The following is a 16995-nucleotide window of genomic DNA, read 5'->3' as shown; positions in this document are numbered from 1 at the left end:
TCGCGCGGGCTGAGGCGCGCGCGGGGTGAGGCGCGCGCGGGCTGAGGCGCACGTGGGCTGAGGTTCGCGAGGCCTGAGGGGTCACGAAAGGCCGGGTCGGAAGCATCCGACCCGGCCTTTTTCGACCCCTCGCGCGTGAGCCGCGGCACAACTTCGGAGTTCTGAGGCGACACGCCGGAGTGCAGGGCGGTCGGCGCGGCGTGTCTCGCCCGATCTCCGAAGTTGTGCGGGCGGGCCGGGCGGACGGGGCCGGGCCGTCGGGCGGGGCGGGCCGGTGCGCGGCGGGTGCACGCACGTGACGGAGGAGATCGCACGATGCGCAGGAGCGGATCCGCGAGAGGCTCCTGCGGAACGAGCGATCTCCTCCCCAGGGCGCGGACGGTGCGGCCCCCTGAGGGGTCAAGACACGCCGTATCGGATGCCGGGGGCGCGGCGTGTCTTGACCCCTCAGTGGGGCTACCCGAGCTCGTGCTCGTGGATCGCGGTGGTGAGGTTGGCGCCGTTGAGGTCGAGGTAGAGCACCTGTTCGGTGACCGTGAGGGTGAGCGTGTTGCGGCGCTCGATGTGCGGCGTGACCTGGTCGATGAACCCAGGGTCGAAGCTGAACACGCGCAGGTCCTCGGAGCGATGGATGCGCTTGCCGGCCCAGGGGAGCATGACCTTCTCGGGGTCGCGGTGCGTGTAGACCACGGTGCGCTCGGCGAGGCGGCTGCCGTAGTGCAGGCGTTCGGCGTCGGGAGCGCCGACTTCGATCCAGGCGGTGATCGCGCCGGTGAGGTCGCGGACGAGAACGGCCGGCTCATCGGTCTTCGAGATGCCCTCGCTGAATCCGATGCCCTCGGCGAACTCGAGGCCGTAGGCGAGGATGCGGGTGATCATGTAGGCGTCGGTCTCGGACGGATGCCTCGCCACGCGCAGCGAATAGTCCTCGTAGACCCCGCGGTCGGTGTCTGCGAGTTGCACGTCGAACGTGTGGATGGTGGAGCCGGTAGCCATAGTCACCGAGCCTACGGGCCTGCGGCCCTCCGCCCTGACCAGCGGATGCCGCAGCCCACGCTCAGAACAGCATGGGCTGCGCGGGGGTCGAGGTCGCCGAACCGGTGGTCCGGAACGTGACGGCCGGGCTCGGGCTGCCCGGTGCCCGCCCCGTCGTCGGCGCTCCGTCCTGGCGCCAGATCGAGTCGACATGCCCCTGTCCCGGACGGAATCCGCGCCGGGGGTAGTCGTCTTCGTGGCGCGCGTCGAGGCCGTGCAGCCGGATCAGCGGTTTGACCCGCTTCGCGAGCCACTGCCGATAGGGCTTCGGCGCCTCGGCGGACGCTCCCGGGTAGAGGCCGCGGTACGACGAGACGAGGTCGGGCCGGTGCTCTCCGAGCCACTGGAAGAACCACGGCTTCACACCCGGCCGCAGGTGCAGCGCTCCGTAGATCACCGTGCGCGCGCCCGCCATCTTGATGCGCTCGAGCGCATGCGCGATCGCGTCGACCGAGTCGGTCATGTGCGGCAGGATCGGCATCAGGAAGACGGTGACGGGGAAACCGGCATCCGACAGGGCTTTCACCGTGTCGAGCCTCGCCTGCGTGCTCGGGGTTCCCGGTTCGATCGCCTTCTGCAGCTCGTCGTGGTACATCGCGATCGACATCTGCACGTCGATCGGCACGCGCTGCGCGGCTTTCACGAGCAGCGGGATGTCGCGCCGGATCAGCGTGCCCTTCGTGAGGATCGAGATCGGGGTGCCGGATGCCGCGAGCGTCTCGATGATCCCGGGCATGAGCTTGTAGCGCCCCTCGGCCCGCTGGTAGGGATCGGTGTTCGTGCCCAGCGCCACGGTCTCGTGCTGCCAGCTGCCCTTGCGCAGCTCGCGCTCGAGCACCTCGACGACGTTCACCTTGACCACGATCTGAGAGTCGAAGTCCGACCCGCCGTCGAGGTCGAGGTACTCGTGCGTCCCGCGGGCGAAGCAGTAGACGCACGCATGACTGCATCCCCGATAGGGGTTGATCGTCCAGGCGAACGGCATGCGCGATGCGCCGGGAACGTGGTTGAGCGCCGACTTCGAGAGCACCTCGTGGAAGGTCACCCCGGCGAACTCGGGGGTCGTCACCGACCGCAGCACGCTCGACCGGTCTTCGAGACCGGGGAGTGCCGCGGCATCCGTCTCTCCGAGCTTCTGTCCCTGCCAACGCATGCTTCATTCGAACATGTATCCGAAGTTAACGCAAGTGAGATTCGAAGAAAAAGACGAAGAAGCTATCCCGTCGGTTCGGCCGCCCGGATCAACCCGCACTCCACGCACGACCACACGACGAGGAAGCGCTCGTCGTCGAGGATCTCGAATTTCAACGCCCCGCCGCAGGTCGGACACACCCGGGGATCCCGCACGTGAGCGTTCATCCCCTCAGCCTATGTCCGGCTGCCCCTGGGTCGGCAGGTACTGGTCGACCCCGGTCGGCGCACCCCGCGGATGCCGTCGCTCCGGTACCTGCCTGTGAATGCATATCGGTCACCGCGCGGTGATCGGGGCAGAATGGAGATCATGCCCGAATCGCCGCACGCTCAGCATGCGGCTCCGCGCTCCCCGATCCGTGGTCCCGCCCTGCCGATCGGCGTCGCGGTGACCGCCATCGGCATCCTCCTCTCCCTCGCCTCGGCGCCGGCATCCTCGACGCCCGAAGCCTCGCGGATGCCTGAGCCGGTCGCGGTCGTGCAGGTGCCCTCGGTCGACGTCGGCTCCACCCCGGCCGCCGACCCGTGCGCCGAAGCATCCGTGCAGGAATCGCTCGCCGCCGGAGACGACGCGGCCACCATCGCCGGCTTCGGCGGGGGCGAGGCGTTCCGCGCCGCCGTCGTGGCGGGCAACGCGCCGTGCATCTCGCTCTCCGACCCCGCGCGGGTGTGGGTCGTCGTCAACAAGGCGCGACCGCTCGACCCCGCCGACTACGCGCCCGGCGCCCTCGCCGACGTGCCGCTGCAGATGACCACGGCATCCGGGCAGGTGCGCACCGACGTCGCGACCGCGGTCGGCGACATGGCGAACGCGGCCATCGAGGCCGGGGTCGGGCGCCTCGGTGCGAACAACGGCTACCGCTCGTACGGCCTGCAGGTCACGACCTACGAGTCGCACGTGCGCGACCAGGGGCAGGCCGGGGCGGATGCCGGATCCGCGCGCCCCGGGCACTCGGAGCACCAGACCGGCCTCGCGGTCGACGTCGTCGCGTGCGGCCTGGGCTGCGGCGGGCTCGACGGGTTCGGCGGCACCACGCAGAGCGACTGGGTCGCCGCCCACGCGTGGGAGTACGGGTTCATCGTGCGCTACGAGGACGGGGGCTCCGGCGTCACCGGGTACGCGCCCGAGCCGTGGCATCTGCGCTACGTGGGGCGCGACCTCGCCGCGGCCTACCAGGCGGGCGGGTTCCACACGCTCGAGGAGTTCTTCGGCCTTCCTGCCGCGCCCGACTACCTGCCCTGAGCGACGCTCGGAGGCATCCCACAATCGCGGTACCCAGTACCACGAAACGCGGGATGCATTCCCACAACGTCCTGTCGCGGCATCCGTCATCGCCCTAGAATCGCGGGAGCAAAGACGCCGACACGTTCAGGAGGACGCGCAATGGAACGCGACATCTATGAAGAGGATCACGAGGCCTTCCGCGACCTCGTCAAGGACTTCGTCAAGCGCCACGTGACGGGTGCGGACATCGAGCGGTGGGATGCCGCGGGCGAGGTCGACCGCGACACCATGCGCGCGGCCGGCGAGGCCGGGATCATCGGCCTGTCGGTTCCCGAGGAGTTCGGCGGGGCCGGGATGCTGCAGGACTACCGCTTCCGCGCGGTCGTGAACGAAGAGGTCATCGCCGCCGGCGCGGGCTCGCTCGCCGGGGCCTTCGGCATCCAGGACGACCTGGCGGTTCCGTACCTCGTGCACATGGGCACCCAGGAGCAGAAGTCGAAATGGCTGCCGCGGATGGCGACGGGCGAGGTCGTCGGCGCGCTCGCGATGACCGAGCCCGGCGCGGGCAGCGACCTGCGCGGCATCAAGACCACTGCCAAGAAGGTCGACGGCGGGTACATCGTCAACGGTGCCAAGACGTTCATCTCGTCGGGCGCGACCGCCGACCTGGTCGTCACCTTCGTGAAGACCGGTGAGGGCAACCGACCGGATGCCTTCAGCCTCGTGCTCATCGAGAACGGCATGGAGGGCTTCGACCACGGCAAGAAGCTGCACAAGATGGGCTTCCAGGGCCACGACACGGCAGAGCTGTCGTTCAGCGACGTGTTCGTTCCCGACGAGAACCTCATCGGCGGAGTCGAGGGCAAGGGCTTCGTGCAGCTCATGATGAACCTGCCGCTCGAGCGCCTGTCGATCGGCGTCGCGGGTGCCGCGGCGGCGCAGGCCGCCCTCGACTGGACCGTCGCCTACACGAAGGACCGCGAGGCGTTCGGCGAACGGATCATCGACTTCCAGAACAGCCGCTTCGCGATCGCCGACATGGCCACGACCGTCGACGCGCTGTGGGCGTACATCGACCGCGCGCTGCTCGCGTACTCGCAGGGCAAGCTGTCGGCCGAGGAGGCCGCGAAGGTGAAGTTCTGGGCCACCGAGCGCGAGTGGGAGGTGCTCGATCAGGGCGTGCAGTTGCACGGCGGCTACGGCTACATCACCGAATACCCGATCGCCCGCGCGTTCCTCGACGCCCGCGTGCACCGCATCTACGGCGGCACGAACGAGATCATGCGCGAGATCGTCGGCCGCCAGATCGCCGGCAAGCGCTGACTCCCGCCCGGTTCCTGAGCGAGGAGCGCAGCGACGAGACGAAGGGCCCCGCCCGCGCACTCGAACGGGGTCCCTGAGCCTGTCGAAGGGCCCCGCTGGGGCTTGCGCGACGTCCCAAGCGCGAATGCTAGGAGGTGGCAATATCCTTGCTACCCGAGTAGCATTGAGGCATGACGAACAGCAAGGTCAGCCTCAGCCTCAGTGCGAGTGACGTAGCGTTCCTCGACGCGGAGGTCTTGATGGGAAAATACGCCACCCGGTCGGCGGCGGTTCAGGATGCTGTGGCGCTCTTGCGCGAGAGCCGCCTGGCAGATGCCTACGCCGAAGCATTCGCTGAAGGCTACGACGACGAATGGGACACGGCTGCCAGCGACGGACTCGCCTCAGCGTGAGTGCGCCGTCGACCACGCTGCTGCGGCGCGGCCAGATCGTGCTGGTCGCCTTCGACCCGGTTGTCGGGGCCGAGGCCGCGAAGACCCGTCCTGCCGTTGTCATCAGCAACAACACGGCCAACACCGCGGCTGTACGCAGCACGCGTGCGACGGTAACGGTCGCGCCGGTCACGTCCAATGTCGCGCGAGTCCTCCCTTTTCAGGTTCTGTTGCCTGCGGTGGGCACCGGGCTCAGCGTCGATTCGAAGGTTCAGATCGAACAAGTCCGCACGATCGCGACCTCGCGCATTGTTCGGCCGGTGGGATGGGTGCCTGCTGAACTGATGGGAGAGGTCGACGAGTGCCTTCGCATGCACCTCGCACTGTGATCGTCGTCCGGCATTAACGCCGCGCGTCAGCGGCGTCCGCCGACGCCGGCACGGCGTAGGCGATCCGCGATCAGGATGCCGAGGGCCGTCGCCGCGACGCAGCTGGCCATCGTGACGGCGAAGAACGCCGCCTGGTACCAGAGGCCGAAGCTGCCCAGGTCGAACCAGGCCCATGCCGAGATCGGGTAGACGATCGCGACGGCGACCGCTCCGACGTAGTGCATCCAGGTGCCCCAGTAGCGCCACAGCACGAACAGGAACGGCAGCTCGGTGAACGCCGCCCACCAGAGGTTCGTGGCGACGCTGCCGAAGCCGTACCCCGAGAACGGCACCATGACGAGCCCCGCGATCAGCGCGACGAGCAAGCCCACGAGCGGACGCTTGAGCAAACGCAGCGCGATCACCGAGGGCAGCAGCCACAGCCCGGCGAGGCCCATCCCGAGGAAGGGCAGTGGTCCGGTGAGCAGGGTCGAGAGCCAGTTCATCGGCGCGAGCAGAACCGCCCCGGCGACGCCGAGCGCCGCGCAGGTCAGCAGCAGGGCAGTCGGGAAGCGCACCCGTCCGCGCGCGGGCCGCGTCGCCACGGCATCCGCTTCCGTCGCCGCATCCGCCCCCGAACCGGCAGCCGACGAAGCGGCATCCGCCCCGTTCATCCGAGCGGCTCCGCGGCGGCTTCGCGAGCGGCCTTCGACGTCGGGGAGGCGGCACCGATCTTCCAGTAGCCGCAGAAGCTGACGGTGTTCTTGTCGACGCCGCGCTCGCCGACGAGCAGCTTGCGTACACCCGAAGCGAGCGACTGCTCGCCGGCCGCGTAGGTGTGGAACGTCTCGGCCGGCAGGTCGAGTTCGGCCACCCGCTGCAGCGCGAGGGCTCCGGGCTGCTCGTCGTGCGGGCGCAGCACCCACTCGACCGACAGTCCCTCGGGGTGAGGGAAATCGAGGGCGTCGTCGAGCGACGGCACCTCGATGATCGCGGTGCCGGTCGCGCCCACGGGAACGGATGCCGCGATCGAGGCGATCGCCGGCAGGGCCGTCTCGTCGCCCACGAGCAGCACCCGGTCGACACCGCGCTCGGGGTTAAAGGTGAGGCCCTCGTCGATGATGAGCACGTGCTCGCCCGGGGTGCAGGTCTCGGCCCACCGCGATGCGGGTCCGGCGGTGCCCTCGGCGGCCGATCCGTGCAGCACGAAGTCGACGTCGATCTCGGCGCCGCGCTCGCCCTCGGCCGGTCGGTACGCGCGCACGCTGTAGTTGCGCATCACGGGGCGCTCGCCGTCGGGGATGCGCAGGAACTTCAGGTACCCGAACATCCTGTTGGCCTTGGCGGGCACGCGGTCGAGTCCGGCGTCACCGCCGATCGGCAGGAACAGGCGGAACCACTGATCGAAGCCCATCGGCCGGAACTTCTCGATCTCACCGCCGCCGAGGGTCACGCGCATCCAGTGCGGGGAGAGGCGCTCGGAGCGCAGCACGGTGAGGTGCACGAGTTCCTGCGTCTCGGGCTTGACGAGCTTGCTGAACGCCATCGGGTGCCTTTCAGAGGGAGGGCGGTTGCCAGGGGGAGAACACGAGGAGGATCACCGCGGATGCCGCGAGGCTCAGCGCGACGAAGATCGTGTCGCGCGCGCGGAACGGCACCAGGTGCCGCTCGGTGCGGGTGGGGTGTGCGCCGAAGGCCCGGGAGTCCATCGCGAGGGCGACACGCTCGGCGTGCCGGATGGCTCCGGCGAGCAGCGGCACGATGTAGCCCCAGCCGCGTGCGATGCGCGAGAAAGGGCCGCCTCCTCCGTGGTGTCCGCGCACGCGATGGGCTGCGCGGATGACCGAGAGCTCGTAGCCGAAGCGCGGCACGAAGCGGAACGCGGCCAACGCCGTGTAGCCGATGCGGTACGGAACCCGCAGCTGCTGCACGCTCGCCCGCACGAGGTCGGGTCCGCTGGTGGTGAGCCCGCCGATGAGGGCGAGCGAGATGATCGCGCCGAGGCGCAGCGCCGTGGCGAAACCGATCATCAGTGCTCCGCTGTAGAGCGTCCAGTCGCCGATCCGCAGCACCGGGGTCGTGTCGCCGACGAGCGCGGTGTCTACCCAGAGCGAGAAGCTCACGCCGATCACGGCCATGCCGACGGGCAGCACCGCGAGCAGCAGGAGCAGACGCCAGGTGAGGCGGGCGCCGACGAGCAGCAGCACGTAGGCGAACAGCAGGAACGCGGCCGGAGTGGCGAGGTCGCGCACGAACACCAGGAAGATCATCGCCGGGGCGAATCCCGCCACCTTCGCGAGCGGGTTGAGAGCATAGAGGAACTGATGCCGCGAGGTGACGGTCATCGTCGCGTACGGGTCGAACGCGGTGGCGGTCATGCCTCGGCCCCCCGTGCGTGCGCCGCGAGCACCCGCTGCAGGGCGGGCAGGCGGAGCCCCGCCGAGGTGAACGTCTGCTCGTCGCGGAAGAGATCGGCCGTGCGTCCGCTCGCGTGCACGCGCCCGTCGGCGAGGATCACGGTGTGCGTCGTGTGCTCGGCGACGAGCTGCAGGTCGTGGGTGACGATCACGATCGTCGTGCCCTCGGCGCGCAGACTCTGCAGCAGCGCGAGCAGCTCGGTCGCCCGCGCGCGATCCTGGCCGAATGTCGGCTCGTCGAGCGCGAGAACGCGGGGGCGGGTGATCAGCGCGGTGCCCACCGACAGGCGGCGCTTCTCGCCGCCCGACAGCAGGAACGGATGCACGTCGGCCTTGTGCGCGAGGCCGAAGCGCTCGAGCATCTCGGTCACGCGCTCGGTGATCTCGGCATCCGTGATCTGCTCGCCCTGGGGTCCCTGAGCCTGTCGAAGGGTCAGCCCGTGCGCGAGCTCGTCGAACACCGTGTGCGCGATGAACTGGTGCTCGGGGTTCTGGAACACGAAGCCGATGCGGGCGGCGAGGTCGCGGGGAGCGGCCCGCCCGGGATCGATACCGTCGACGTCGACCTGCCGCTTCGGCGGGGGCACGACCCCGGCGAGCGCTTGGATGAGCGTGGTCTTGCCGGCCCCGTTGGCGCCGACTATGGCGGTGAGGCTGCCGGGCGTGAGATCGAGGTCGATGCCGTGCAGGATCTCGGTGCGGCCCCGGCGCACGGTGAGCCCCCGCGCCCGGATGATCGCCTCGCCCGAGGGTGCGGCATCCGTCGTCGGGTCGGTCGCGGTCGCGGCCGCGCTCGGGCGATCGGATGCCGGGGGTAGCTGTGCCGCCAGCTCCTCGGGTGTCAGCGGCAGGGGGTCGAGACGGATGCCGTCGTCGCGCAGTCGCAGCGCCGCCAGCGTCGCCGCGGGCAGCCACACCCCCATCGCGACGAGCTCGTCGGTGTGCGCGCGGAGGATCTCGGCGACCGGGCCGTCGTACGCGACGCGCCCCTCGCGGTCGAGCACGATCGTGCGGGTGACGAATCCCATCGCGGCGTCGAGGTTGTGTTCGACGAGGAGGATCGCCCGGTCGCCCGCGGCGATCACGTCGGCGAGGGCGGCGTAGACGTCATCGATGCCCTGCGGGTCGAGGTTCGCGGTCGGCTCGTCGAGCACGATCAACGGCGACCCCATGGCGAGGGCGCAGGCGATCGCGAGGCGCTGGCGGCCGCCGCCCGAGAGCCGGTCGGGGTTGTCGTCGCGGCGCTCCCATAGCCCGACGCGGCGCAGGGCGTCTTCGGTGCGGGCGGTGACTTCGGCGACGGGCAGGCGCAGGTTCTCGGGGCCGAAGGCGACCTCATCATAGAGGGTTCCGGTGACGATCTGGGCATCCGGGTCCTGGAAGACCATCGCGACCCGCGTGCTCAGCTCGGAGGTCTGCGCGTCGGCGGTGCCGACCCCGCCCGCCTCGACCGTGCCGGTCATGGTGGCGGGAAGCGCGTGCGGGATGAGCCCGTTCAGCGCGAGCGTGAGCGTCGACTTGCCCGAGCCCGAGGGGCCGAGCAGCAGCACGACCTCGCCCGGGTCGATGTCGAAGGTCACGTCGCGCGGGGAGGGGTGCGCGGCATCCGCGTGGGTGAGAGAGACATCACGCACGCGGAGAAGAGGCGCGGATGGGCGCACGGCGAGACCCCGGGTCGGTGGACGTACGTCTTCGGTGGAACGTACGTCTCTAACTTAGCCGAGCCTTACCTGACCTCGCGACGTGCATTCGTGAGTCCGTGAGGGGTCAAGACACGCCTCACGCCCGGCATCCACTGAGGCGTGTCTTGACCCCTCACGGAGAGTCGAGCGAGACGGATGCCGGGAACGACGCGCTCAGCGACGGGCGACGCCGGCGCGGCTGAGCGCCGTGCCGACCGCGAGGCCGATCGCGGTCCACGCGATGGGGCCGAGCACCGAGATCGCGAGGTATGTGATCTGCGCCCACAGCGGCATCGTGCCGAGATGTGCGGCGAAGAACACGGCGACCGCCACGACGACGCCGATCAGCGCCGCCGAGATGAAGAAGCGCCAGGCGCCCCAGGCGCGGTAGCGGGTGAGAGCCGCGACGCCCTCCTGGATCGCGCCGAACAGCAGCGCCGTGCCGATGAAGCGCAGCGCCCAGGCCGGGTTGAACGCGCTCGAGACGAGCGCGGCGATCAGGTGCGTGATGAGCGCCACGAACGGACGCCGCAGCACCTCCTGCGCGATGATCCCCGGCAGCACGTGCGAGCCGAGCACGAGCCCGTAGAGGAAGAGCAGGGGGCTCGCGAGCAGGATCGGCGTGACCCATCCGGCGATGCCTCCGATGAGGCCGGTCGCGACGCCGATCGCGGCGCAGATCAGCAGCACGCGGGTCGGCAGGACAGAGGTTCGGGCCACGGTTCCAGCCTACTTGCGCGCTCGATGCGCGGATGCCGAGGGGGCCGTGCAAAAGCACGGCGTCGGTGGTCAGCGCAGGCGTTCGGCCAGGTAGGGCGCCGTGCGGCTCGCGGGATTCTGCGCGACGTGCTCCGGGGTTCCGGCCGCGATGACGCGGCCCCCCGCGTCGCCACCGGCGGGCCCGAGGTCGATGATCCAGTCCGCCGCAGCGACGACGTCCATCTCGTGCTCGACGACCACCACGGTGTCGCCGGAGTCGACCAGCGCATGCAGCTGCGCGAGCAGCCGTTGCACGTCGGCGGGGTGCAACCCGGTGGTCGGCTCGTCGAGCAGATACAGAGTGTGGCCACGGCGCACGCGCTGCAGCTCGGTCGCCAGTTTGATGCGCTGCGCCTCGCCGCCGGAGAGCTCGGTGGCGGGCTGACCGAGGCGGAGGTATCCGAGCCCGACGTCGAGGAGAGCACGCAGGCTGCGTGCCGCCGCCGGAATCGAGGCCAGCGCCTCGGATGCCTGCTCGACGGTGAGGGCGAGCACGTCGGCGATGGTCCGGCCGTCGTAGGTGACCTCGAGCGTTTCGGCGTTGTACCGCGCGCCGTCGCACGTCGGGCAGCGCCCGTAGCTGCCGGGGAGGAACAGCAGCTCGACCGAGACGAATCCCTCGCCGAGGCAGGTCTCGCAGCGCCCGCCGGCGACGTTGAACGAGAAGCGTCCGGCGCCGTACCCGCGCTCGCGAGCGAGGTCGGTGCGGGCGAAGACCGCACGCACGGCATCGAACAGACCCGTGTAGGTCGCAAGGTTCGAGCGCGGTGTGCGGCCGATCGGCTTCTGGTCGACCCGTACGAGACGATCGATGTGCTCGAGGCCGCGCACGTCGCGCACCGTCAGGGAGTCGGCGCCCGCATCCGGCACCGTCGCCTCGGCCGGTCGGGAGTCGTCGCCTCCGGCGTCGATCGGGGCGTCGTCGATCTCGTCGGGGGCGTCGTCCGCGCGCAGGTGCGTGCGCACGACATCGGGGAGCACCCGACTGACGAGTGTCGACTTGCCCGACCCCGAGACACCCGTCACGGCGACGAGGGTGCCGAGCGGGACGGATGCATCGATGTCGGCGAGGTTGTGCAGGCTCACGCCCTCGACCGTGAGCCACGCCGATGCCTCGCGGCGGTCGCGGCGCGTCACGGATGCCGCCTGCGCCTCGGGGAACAGGAACGGGCGGGTGACGGATGCCTCGACAGCGGCGAGCCCCGGCACCGCACCGCTGTAGAGGACGTGCCCACCGCCTTCGCCGGCACCGGGGCCGACGTCGACGATCCAATCGGCGTGCCGGACGATGTCCATGTTGTGCTCGACCACGAAGACCGAGTTCCCGGAGCGCTTGAGCTGTGCGAGCACGTCGAGCAGCTGCTCGGCGTCGGCGGGATGCAGGCCGGCCGAGGGCTCGTCGAGCACGTAGACCACCCCGAAGAGTCCCGACCGCAGCTGCGTCGCGAGCCGGAGCCGCTGCATCTCACCGGGGGACAGGGTGGTCGTCGCTCGGCCCAGCCCCAGGTAGCCGAGCCCCAGGTCGGTGAGCACCTCGATGCGCGCGAGGAGATCGGTCGTGAGGGCGACGGCGACGTCGGTGCGCTCGCCCGAAAGAGTGGTGGGGAGCGCAGGCGTGACCTCGGTGAGCTGCGTCGTCGGGCGGATGACGTCGGCGAGGTCGGTCAGCGGGAGAGCGTTGAGCTCGGCGATCGATCGGCCGGCGAACGTGACGGCCAGGGCCTCGCGCCGCAGCCCCGTCCCCCCGCACAGCGGGCACGGCCCGGATCGCACGAACTGGAGCACCTTGGTGCGCATCATCTGGCTCTTCGAGTCGGAGAGCGTATGGAAGACGTACTTCTTGGCGCTCCAGAACATGCCGTTGTAGGGCTTGGCCACGCGGTCGCGCTGCGGGGTGATCTGCACGACCGGCTGCTCGTCGGTGAAGAGCAGCCACTCGCGATCGGCACGGGGAAGATCCCGCCAGGGGACGTCGACGTCGTAGCCGAGCGCGATCGTGATGTCGCGCAGGTTCTTCGCCTGCCACGCGCCCGGCCAGGCGGCGATCGCACCTTCGCGGATGCTCAGCGAAGGGTCGGGCACGAGCGAGTCCTCGGTGACGGTGTGCGCGACGCCGATGCCGTGACACTCCGGGCAGGCTCCGGCGACGGTGTTGGGAGAGAACGCATCGGAGTCGAGGCGGGTCGTGAAGCCCTCCGGGAAGGTGCCCGCCCGGGAGAAGAGCATGCGCAACGAGTTCGACAGCGTCGTCACGGTGCCGACGCTCGATCGCGAGCTGGGCGCGCCGCGCCGCTGCTGCAGGGCGACCGCCGGGGGCAGGCCCGAGATCGATTCGACGTGCGGATCGTGGCCCTGCTGGATGAGCCGCCTCGCGTACGGCGCCACCGACTCGAGATATCGGCGCTGGGCTTCCGTGAAGATGGTGCCGAACGCGAGCGACGACTTGCCCGATCCCGAGACTCCGGTGAACGCGACGATCCGATCGCGTGGCATGTCGACATCGACGGAGCGGAGGTTGTTCTCGTTCGCCCCGCGGACGCGGACGAACGAGTCGGGTGCGTTCTCAGAGGGGGAGGGCATTGTCGCGAGTGTATCCGCGACGTCGGACATCGCCCTGGGTGCCGTTCAGGAACGGATGCCGCGGCATCCGTTCGTCGCATCGTCGATGCCGCTCGTCGCACGGCATCCGCTCCCGCTCCTCGACCCCCGCGCCCGTTTCCTAGCGTGGGGGAACGCAATGACGCGCACCCCGAGGAGAACCCCATGACCGCACCTTCGTCGCGCCGACGCGGCGCCGGAACCGTCGACGACGAGCCCATCATCGTCACCGACCCGAAACTCCCACCCGTCGCCCTCTCTCCCGAGCACGAGGAGAAGAGCCGGCGCTGGACCCTCCCGAAGATCCTGATCTGGACGGCGATCGCGCTGCTCGGCGGTGTCGCCTGGGTGATGCTCGCGATCGTGCGCGGCGAGACCGTGAACGCGATCTGGTTCGTCTTCGCGGCGGTCTGCACCTATCTGATCGGCTACCGCTTCTACTCGAAGGTGATCGAGAAGTACATCACCCGCCCCGACGACCGCCGCGCGACACCGGCCGAGGTCAAGCAGGACGGCAAGGACTACGTCCCCACCGACCGCCGCGTGCTCTACGGGCACCACTTCGCCGCGATCGCCGGCGCCGGCCCGCTCGTCGGTCCCGTGCTCGCCGCGCAGATGGGCTACCTGCCCGGCACGATCTGGATCATCGTGGGTGTCGTGCTCGCGGGCGCCGTGCAGGACTACACCGTGCTGTTCTTCTCGATGCGCCGCGGAGGCCGCACCATCGGCCAGATGGCCCGCCAGGAACTCGGGCGGATCGGCGGCACCGCCGCGATCATCGCCTCGCTGCTGATCATGCTGATCATCGTCGCGATCCTCGCGCTCGTCGTCGTCAACGCTCTCGGTGAGAGCCCGTGGGGCGTCTTCTCGGTGGCGATGACCATCCCGATCGCGATCTTCATGGGCATCTACCTGCGCTTCCTGCGCCCGGGCAAGGTCACCGAGGTCTCGATCATCGGGTTCGTGCTGCTCATGGCCGCGATCATCGGCGGCGGCTGGGTCGCCGGCACCGAGTGGGGCCAGGCGATCTTCCACCTCGACCGCACCACGATCGCGTGGGGCATCATCATCTACGGCTTCATCGCCGCGGTGCTCCCGGTGTGGCTGCTGCTCGCTCCCCGCGACTACCTCTCGACGTTCATGAAGATCGGTGTGATCGTGATGCTCGCCGGAGCGATCATCCTGGTGCGTCCCGAGATCACGGTGCCCGCGGTCAGCATCTTCGGCGAGAACGGCATGGGGCCGGTGTTCGCCGGTCCTCTCTTCCCCTTCCTGTTCGTGACCATCGCCTGCGGAGCGTTGTCGGGCTTCCACGCCCTGATCGCCTCCGGCACGACGCCCAAGCTCGTCGAGAAGGAGCGTCAGACTCGCTTCATCGGCTACGGCGGCATGCTCATGGAGTCGTTCGTCGCGATCATGGCGCTCGTCGCCGCGATCTCGATCGACCAGGGCATCTACTTCGCGATGAACGCGCCATCGGCGGTGACGGGCGGCACGGTCGAAGGCGCGGTCGCCTTCGTGAACTCGCTGGGTCTGACGGGGGTGAACCTCACCCCCGAGATGCTCACCGGAACAGCCCAGGCGGTCGGCGAGGAGTCGATCGTCTCGCGCACCGGCGGCGCCCCGACCCTCGCGCTCGGCCTCGCGCACATCATGCAGCAGGCGCTCGGCGGGCAGGCGCTCATGGCGTTCTGGTACCACTTCGCGATCATGTTCGAGGCGCTGTTCATCCTCACGGCGGTGGATGCCGGCACCCGCGTCGCCCGCTTCATGCTGCAGGACTCGATCGGCGCCTGGTTCCCGAAGTTCCGCGACGTCTCGTGGCGGCCCGGCGTATGGATCTGCACCGCGATCATGGTGGCCGGCTGGGGAGCGATCCTCATCCTCGGCGTCACCGACCCGCTCGGCGGCATCAACACGTTCTTCCCGCTGTTCGGCATCGCGAACCAGCTGCTCGCCGCGATCGCGCTCGCCGTGGTGATGGCGATCGTCGCCAAGCGCGGCCGCAGCTACGTCAAGTGGTTGTGGATCATCGGCCTGCCGCTCGCCTTCACCGCGGTCGTCACGGTCACGGCCTCGCTCTACAAGATCTTCTCGCCGGTCCCGGCGATCGGATACTGGGCGAACCACTTCCGCTACCTCGAGGCGCTGAACACCGGTGACACGTCGCTCGGCGAACGCGAGGTGCTCGAGGCGGTCATCCGCAACACGGCCGTGCAGGGGACGCTCTCGATCATCTTCGTGACGCTCGCGCTGATCGTCATGATCGCGGCGATCGTCGTCACCATCAAGGCGATCCGCAACGGCGGCGGCGAGAACACCGAAGACGAACCGGTCGCCTCGCGCCGGTTCGCCCCGGCGGGATTCCTGCCCAACGCCGACGAGCGCGAGCTCGAGAAGCAGTGGGAGCCGATCCTCGCCGATGAGCGCAAGGTCTCGAGCCACTGACATGGTGATCCATCACGCGGATGCCGTGCCCACCCCGTTGCGTGCACTGATCGGTGCCGCGGCGCGGGTCGGGCGCGGCATCCGCTGGTACATGACGACGCTGATGGGCGACACGGCCTACGCGACCTACGTCGCCCATCACCGTCGTCATCATCCGGACGAGGACCCGATGACCGAGCGCCAGTTCTGGCGTCAGCGCATGGACGACCAGGACCGCAACCCCGGCGCCCGGTGCTGCTGACCGGTGCGCCCGGCGGCGCCCTTCGACAAGCTCAGGCACCCAGTTGTGCGTGGTGGGGCCCTTCGACAGGCTCAGGGACCCGCAAGGGCTGGGTCGCTGAGCCTGTCGAAGCGTCCCCCACGAGGCGCCCTGCCTAGGCTGATCACATGACCGACGTCGTTCTCGCCGCCGTGCTGGGCGTGCTCGGCGGCATCGCGCTGACGGTGCTGCTGCTGCTCGCCCGCCGTCTTGCGCGCGGCGCGGCCGATCTCGGCAGCGAGGGTGAGCAGGCGGCTCTGCGGGCGCTGCATCACGCGAGTCTCGCCGCTCCGCACCTGCGCGCGGGCCTCTCGGCTCCGGAGGTCGTGAAGGCCGCCCGGCACCTGCGCGTGCTGCTCGGCAGTGCCGCGGTCGCGATCGTCGCCGCCGACGACACCGTCTCGTTCGACGGCGCGCCCGATGGGCTGGAAGCCGCGGCCGTGCGGATCGCGAGCCGCGTGCGCGAGTCGGGTCGCCGACAGGTCTTCCCCTCGCAGGCCGCCGACGACCATCTCGAGGGAGTCGGTGCGCCGATCGTCGTCGACGGCCACGTGATCGGCGTGGTCGTCGCGTTCGCCGCCCCGGTGCGGGCGGCGCTGGTGCGGGCGGCCGAAGAGGTCGCCGACTGGTGCGCGGCACAGGTCGAGCTGGGCGGACTCGACGCCTCGCGCACCCAGCTCGCCGAGGCCGAACTGCGCTCGCTGCGCGCGCAGATCTCGCCGCACTTCATCTACAACGCCCTCACGGCGATCGCCTCCTTCATCACGACCGATCCCGCCCGCGCCCGCGATCTCGTGCTCGAGTTCGCCGACTTCACCCGTTACTCGTTCCGGCGACAGGGTGAGTTCACGACCGTGGCCGATGAGCTCGAGAGCATCCGTTCCTATCTCGAGCTCGAGCGCGCCCGCTTCGGTGAGCGTCTGCGCGTGACGCTGCAGATCGCGCCCGAGACTCTCGCGACGGTGATCCCGTTCCTCTCCGTGCAGCCGCTCGTCGAGAACGCGGTGCGCCATGGGCTCGAGCCGGGCGAGGGCGGGGGCGAGATCCGGATCGCGTCGCGCGACGAGGGCACGCACACCGAGATCACGGTGGAGGACGACGGCATCGGCATGGATCCGGATGCTCTGCGCTCCACGCTCACAGCGGCCGACGACGGCCTGCACGTGGGGCTGCGCAACGTCGATACGCGCCTGCGCCAGCTCTACGGGGCGGACGGCGGCCTGGTCGTCGAGACGAACACCGGCGCCGGTACCCTGGTGCGCATGCGGGTGCCCAAGTCGCAACCGCTGAACGACCCGGACAACGACTGAGGTGCGGCC

General features: G+C 69.9%; 16 protein-coding genes. 7 read left to right on the top strand and 9 right to left on the bottom strand.

All coding sequences use genetic code 11. The features are described 5' to 3' along the window. Positions 1-456 precede the first annotated feature (456 nt). From WFJ97_RS07995 to WFJ97_RS07985, 3 genes are all read right to left on the bottom strand, one after another. Positions 457-996: a YaeQ family protein gene (locus WFJ97_RS07995; RefSeq protein ID WP_247633042.1), complete on the bottom strand. Its 540-nt coding sequence runs from the start codon at positions 994-996 to the stop codon at positions 457-459. A gap of 61 nt (positions 997-1057) precedes the next feature. After that, positions 1058-2188: an Rv2578c family radical SAM protein gene (locus tag WFJ97_RS07990; RefSeq protein WP_336641078.1), complete on the bottom strand. Its 1131-nt coding sequence runs from the start codon at positions 2186-2188 to the stop codon at positions 1058-1060. A gap of 62 nt (positions 2189-2250) precedes the next feature. After that, a complete protein-coding gene (locus WFJ97_RS07985) occupies positions 2251-2394 on the bottom strand; it encodes a hypothetical protein (RefSeq protein ID WP_336641077.1) in 144 nt (47 codons plus the stop codon). Between the two features lie 142 nt (positions 2395-2536). Between WFJ97_RS07985 and WFJ97_RS07980 the strand changes: the two genes are divergently transcribed. The 4 genes from WFJ97_RS07980 to WFJ97_RS07965 all read left to right on the top strand — a co-directional run bounded on the left by WFJ97_RS07980 (position 2537) and on the right by WFJ97_RS07965 (position 5534). After that, positions 2537-3469, top strand: coding sequence for a M15 family metallopeptidase (locus WFJ97_RS07980; RefSeq protein ID WP_247633023.1), 933 nt, complete (start codon positions 2537-2539; stop codon positions 3467-3469). A 141-nt stretch (positions 3470-3610) separates the two neighbouring features. Continuing rightward, positions 3611-4774, top strand: a complete 1164-nt coding sequence (locus WFJ97_RS07975; protein WP_247623576.1) for an acyl-CoA dehydrogenase family protein — start codon at positions 3611-3613, stop codon at positions 4772-4774. 170 nt (positions 4775-4944) lie between these two features. After that, positions 4945-5166 (top strand): antitoxin, encoded by a 222-nt coding sequence (locus WFJ97_RS07970; RefSeq protein WP_336641076.1) that lies wholly within the window; start codon positions 4945-4947, stop codon positions 5164-5166. Then, positions 5163-5534, top strand: a complete 372-nt coding sequence (locus WFJ97_RS07965; protein WP_336641075.1) for a type II toxin-antitoxin system PemK/MazF family toxin — start codon at positions 5163-5165, stop codon at positions 5532-5534. Before WFJ97_RS07970 ends, WFJ97_RS07965 begins: the two co-directional genes overlap by 4 nt. Before the next feature lie 26 nt (positions 5535-5560). On the opposite strand, the gene WFJ97_RS07960 is transcribed toward WFJ97_RS07965, so the two are convergent. From WFJ97_RS07960 to WFJ97_RS07935, 6 genes are all read right to left on the bottom strand, one after another. Next, on the bottom strand, positions 5561-6187 hold the full coding sequence (locus tag WFJ97_RS07960; RefSeq protein ID WP_336641074.1) for an ECF transporter S component: 627 nt from the start codon (positions 6185-6187) through the stop codon (positions 5561-5563). Next, positions 6184-7059 carry a siderophore-interacting protein gene (locus WFJ97_RS07955; protein WP_336641073.1) on the bottom strand — a complete coding sequence of 292 codons (876 nt, stop codon included), beginning with the start codon at positions 7057-7059 and terminating at the stop codon, positions 6184-6186. Before WFJ97_RS07955 ends, WFJ97_RS07960 begins: the two co-directional genes overlap by 4 nt. Positions 7060-7069: 10 nt before the next feature. Further along, positions 7070-7891 (bottom strand): energy-coupling factor transporter transmembrane component T family protein, encoded by an 822-nt coding sequence (locus tag WFJ97_RS07950; RefSeq protein ID WP_336641072.1) that lies wholly within the window; start codon positions 7889-7891, stop codon positions 7070-7072. Then, positions 7888-9591 carry an ABC transporter ATP-binding protein gene (locus WFJ97_RS07945; protein ID WP_336641071.1) on the bottom strand — a complete coding sequence of 568 codons (1704 nt, stop codon included), beginning with the start codon at positions 9589-9591 and terminating at the stop codon, positions 7888-7890. The genes WFJ97_RS07950 and WFJ97_RS07945 overlap by 4 nt, the downstream gene beginning before the upstream one ends. A gap of 195 nt (positions 9592-9786) precedes the next feature. Further along, complete coding sequence (locus WFJ97_RS07940; RefSeq protein ID WP_247623569.1) at positions 9787-10332, bottom strand: ECF transporter S component; 546 nt, start codon at positions 10330-10332, stop codon at positions 9787-9789. 69 nt (positions 10333-10401) lie between these two features. Next, entirely contained in the window at positions 10402-12951 is a 2550-nt protein-coding gene (locus tag WFJ97_RS07935) for an excinuclease ABC subunit UvrA (RefSeq protein ID WP_336641070.1), read from the bottom strand. Positions 12952-13134: 183 nt separating this feature from the next. Between WFJ97_RS07935 and WFJ97_RS07930 the strand changes: the two genes are divergently transcribed. The 3 genes from WFJ97_RS07930 to WFJ97_RS07920 all read left to right on the top strand — a co-directional run bounded on the left by WFJ97_RS07930 (position 13135) and on the right by WFJ97_RS07920 (position 16986). After that, the gene (locus WFJ97_RS07930) at positions 13135-15417 is read left to right on the top strand and encodes a carbon starvation CstA family protein (protein WP_247623567.1); all 2283 of its coding nucleotides are present in this window, start codon (positions 13135-13137) and stop codon (positions 15415-15417) included. A 1-nt stretch (position 15418) separates the two neighbouring features. After that, positions 15419-15658 carry a YbdD/YjiX family protein gene (locus WFJ97_RS07925; protein WP_336641069.1) on the top strand — a complete coding sequence of 80 codons (240 nt, stop codon included), beginning with the start codon at positions 15419-15421 and terminating at the stop codon, positions 15656-15658. 146 nt (positions 15659-15804) lie between these two features. Further along, entirely contained in the window at positions 15805-16986 is a 1182-nt protein-coding gene (locus WFJ97_RS07920; protein WP_247633012.1) for a sensor histidine kinase, read from the top strand. Positions 16987-16995: the final 9 nt, after the last annotated feature.

The sequence above is a fragment of the Microbacterium sp. USHLN272 genome, assembly GCF_037149655.1.
In the GTDB taxonomy this organism is placed as follows: Bacteria; Actinomycetota; Actinomycetes; order Actinomycetales; family Microbacteriaceae; genus Microbacterium; species Microbacterium galbinum.
The sequence above is the reverse complement of the archived record's forward strand: the minus strand, read 5'-3'. Positions and strand labels throughout refer to the sequence as shown.

Bases quoted from the DNA above. Each gene is read 5' to 3' on its own strand.
- WFJ97_RS07995 (WP_247633042.1), bottom strand. From the start codon at position 996: ATGGCTACCGGCTCCACCATCCACACGTTCGACGTGCAACTCGCAGAC.
- WFJ97_RS07990 (WP_336641078.1), bottom strand. From the start codon at position 2,188: ATGCGTTGGCAGGGACAGAAGCTCGGAGAGACGGATGCCGCGGCACTC.
- WFJ97_RS07985 (WP_336641077.1), bottom strand. From the start codon at position 2,394: ATGAACGCTCACGTGCGGGATCCCCGGGTGTGTCCGACCTGCGGCGGG.
- WFJ97_RS07980 (WP_247633023.1), top strand. From the start codon at position 2,537: ATGCCCGAATCGCCGCACGCTCAGCATGCGGCTCCGCGCTCCCCGATC.
- WFJ97_RS07975 (WP_247623576.1), top strand. From the start codon at position 3,611: ATGGAACGCGACATCTATGAAGAGGATCACGAGGCCTTCCGCGACCTC.
- WFJ97_RS07970 (WP_336641076.1), top strand. From the start codon at position 4,945: ATGACGAACAGCAAGGTCAGCCTCAGCCTCAGTGCGAGTGACGTAGCG.
- WFJ97_RS07960 (WP_336641074.1), bottom strand. From the start codon at position 6,187: ATGAACGGGGCGGATGCCGCTTCGTCGGCTGCCGGTTCGGGGGCGGAT.
- WFJ97_RS07955 (WP_336641073.1), bottom strand. From the start codon at position 7,059: ATGGCGTTCAGCAAGCTCGTCAAGCCCGAGACGCAGGAACTCGTGCAC.
- WFJ97_RS07950 (WP_336641072.1), bottom strand. From the start codon at position 7,891: ATGACCGCCACCGCGTTCGACCCGTACGCGACGATGACCGTCACCTCG.
- WFJ97_RS07935 (WP_336641070.1), bottom strand. From the start codon at position 12,951: ATGCCCTCCCCCTCTGAGAACGCACCCGACTCGTTCGTCCGCGTCCGC.
- WFJ97_RS07930 (WP_247623567.1), top strand. From the start codon at position 13,135: ATGACCGCACCTTCGTCGCGCCGACGCGGCGCCGGAACCGTCGACGAC.
- WFJ97_RS07925 (WP_336641069.1), top strand. From the start codon at position 15,419: ATGGTGATCCATCACGCGGATGCCGTGCCCACCCCGTTGCGTGCACTG.
- WFJ97_RS07920 (WP_247633012.1), top strand. From the start codon at position 15,805: ATGACCGACGTCGTTCTCGCCGCCGTGCTGGGCGTGCTCGGCGGCATC.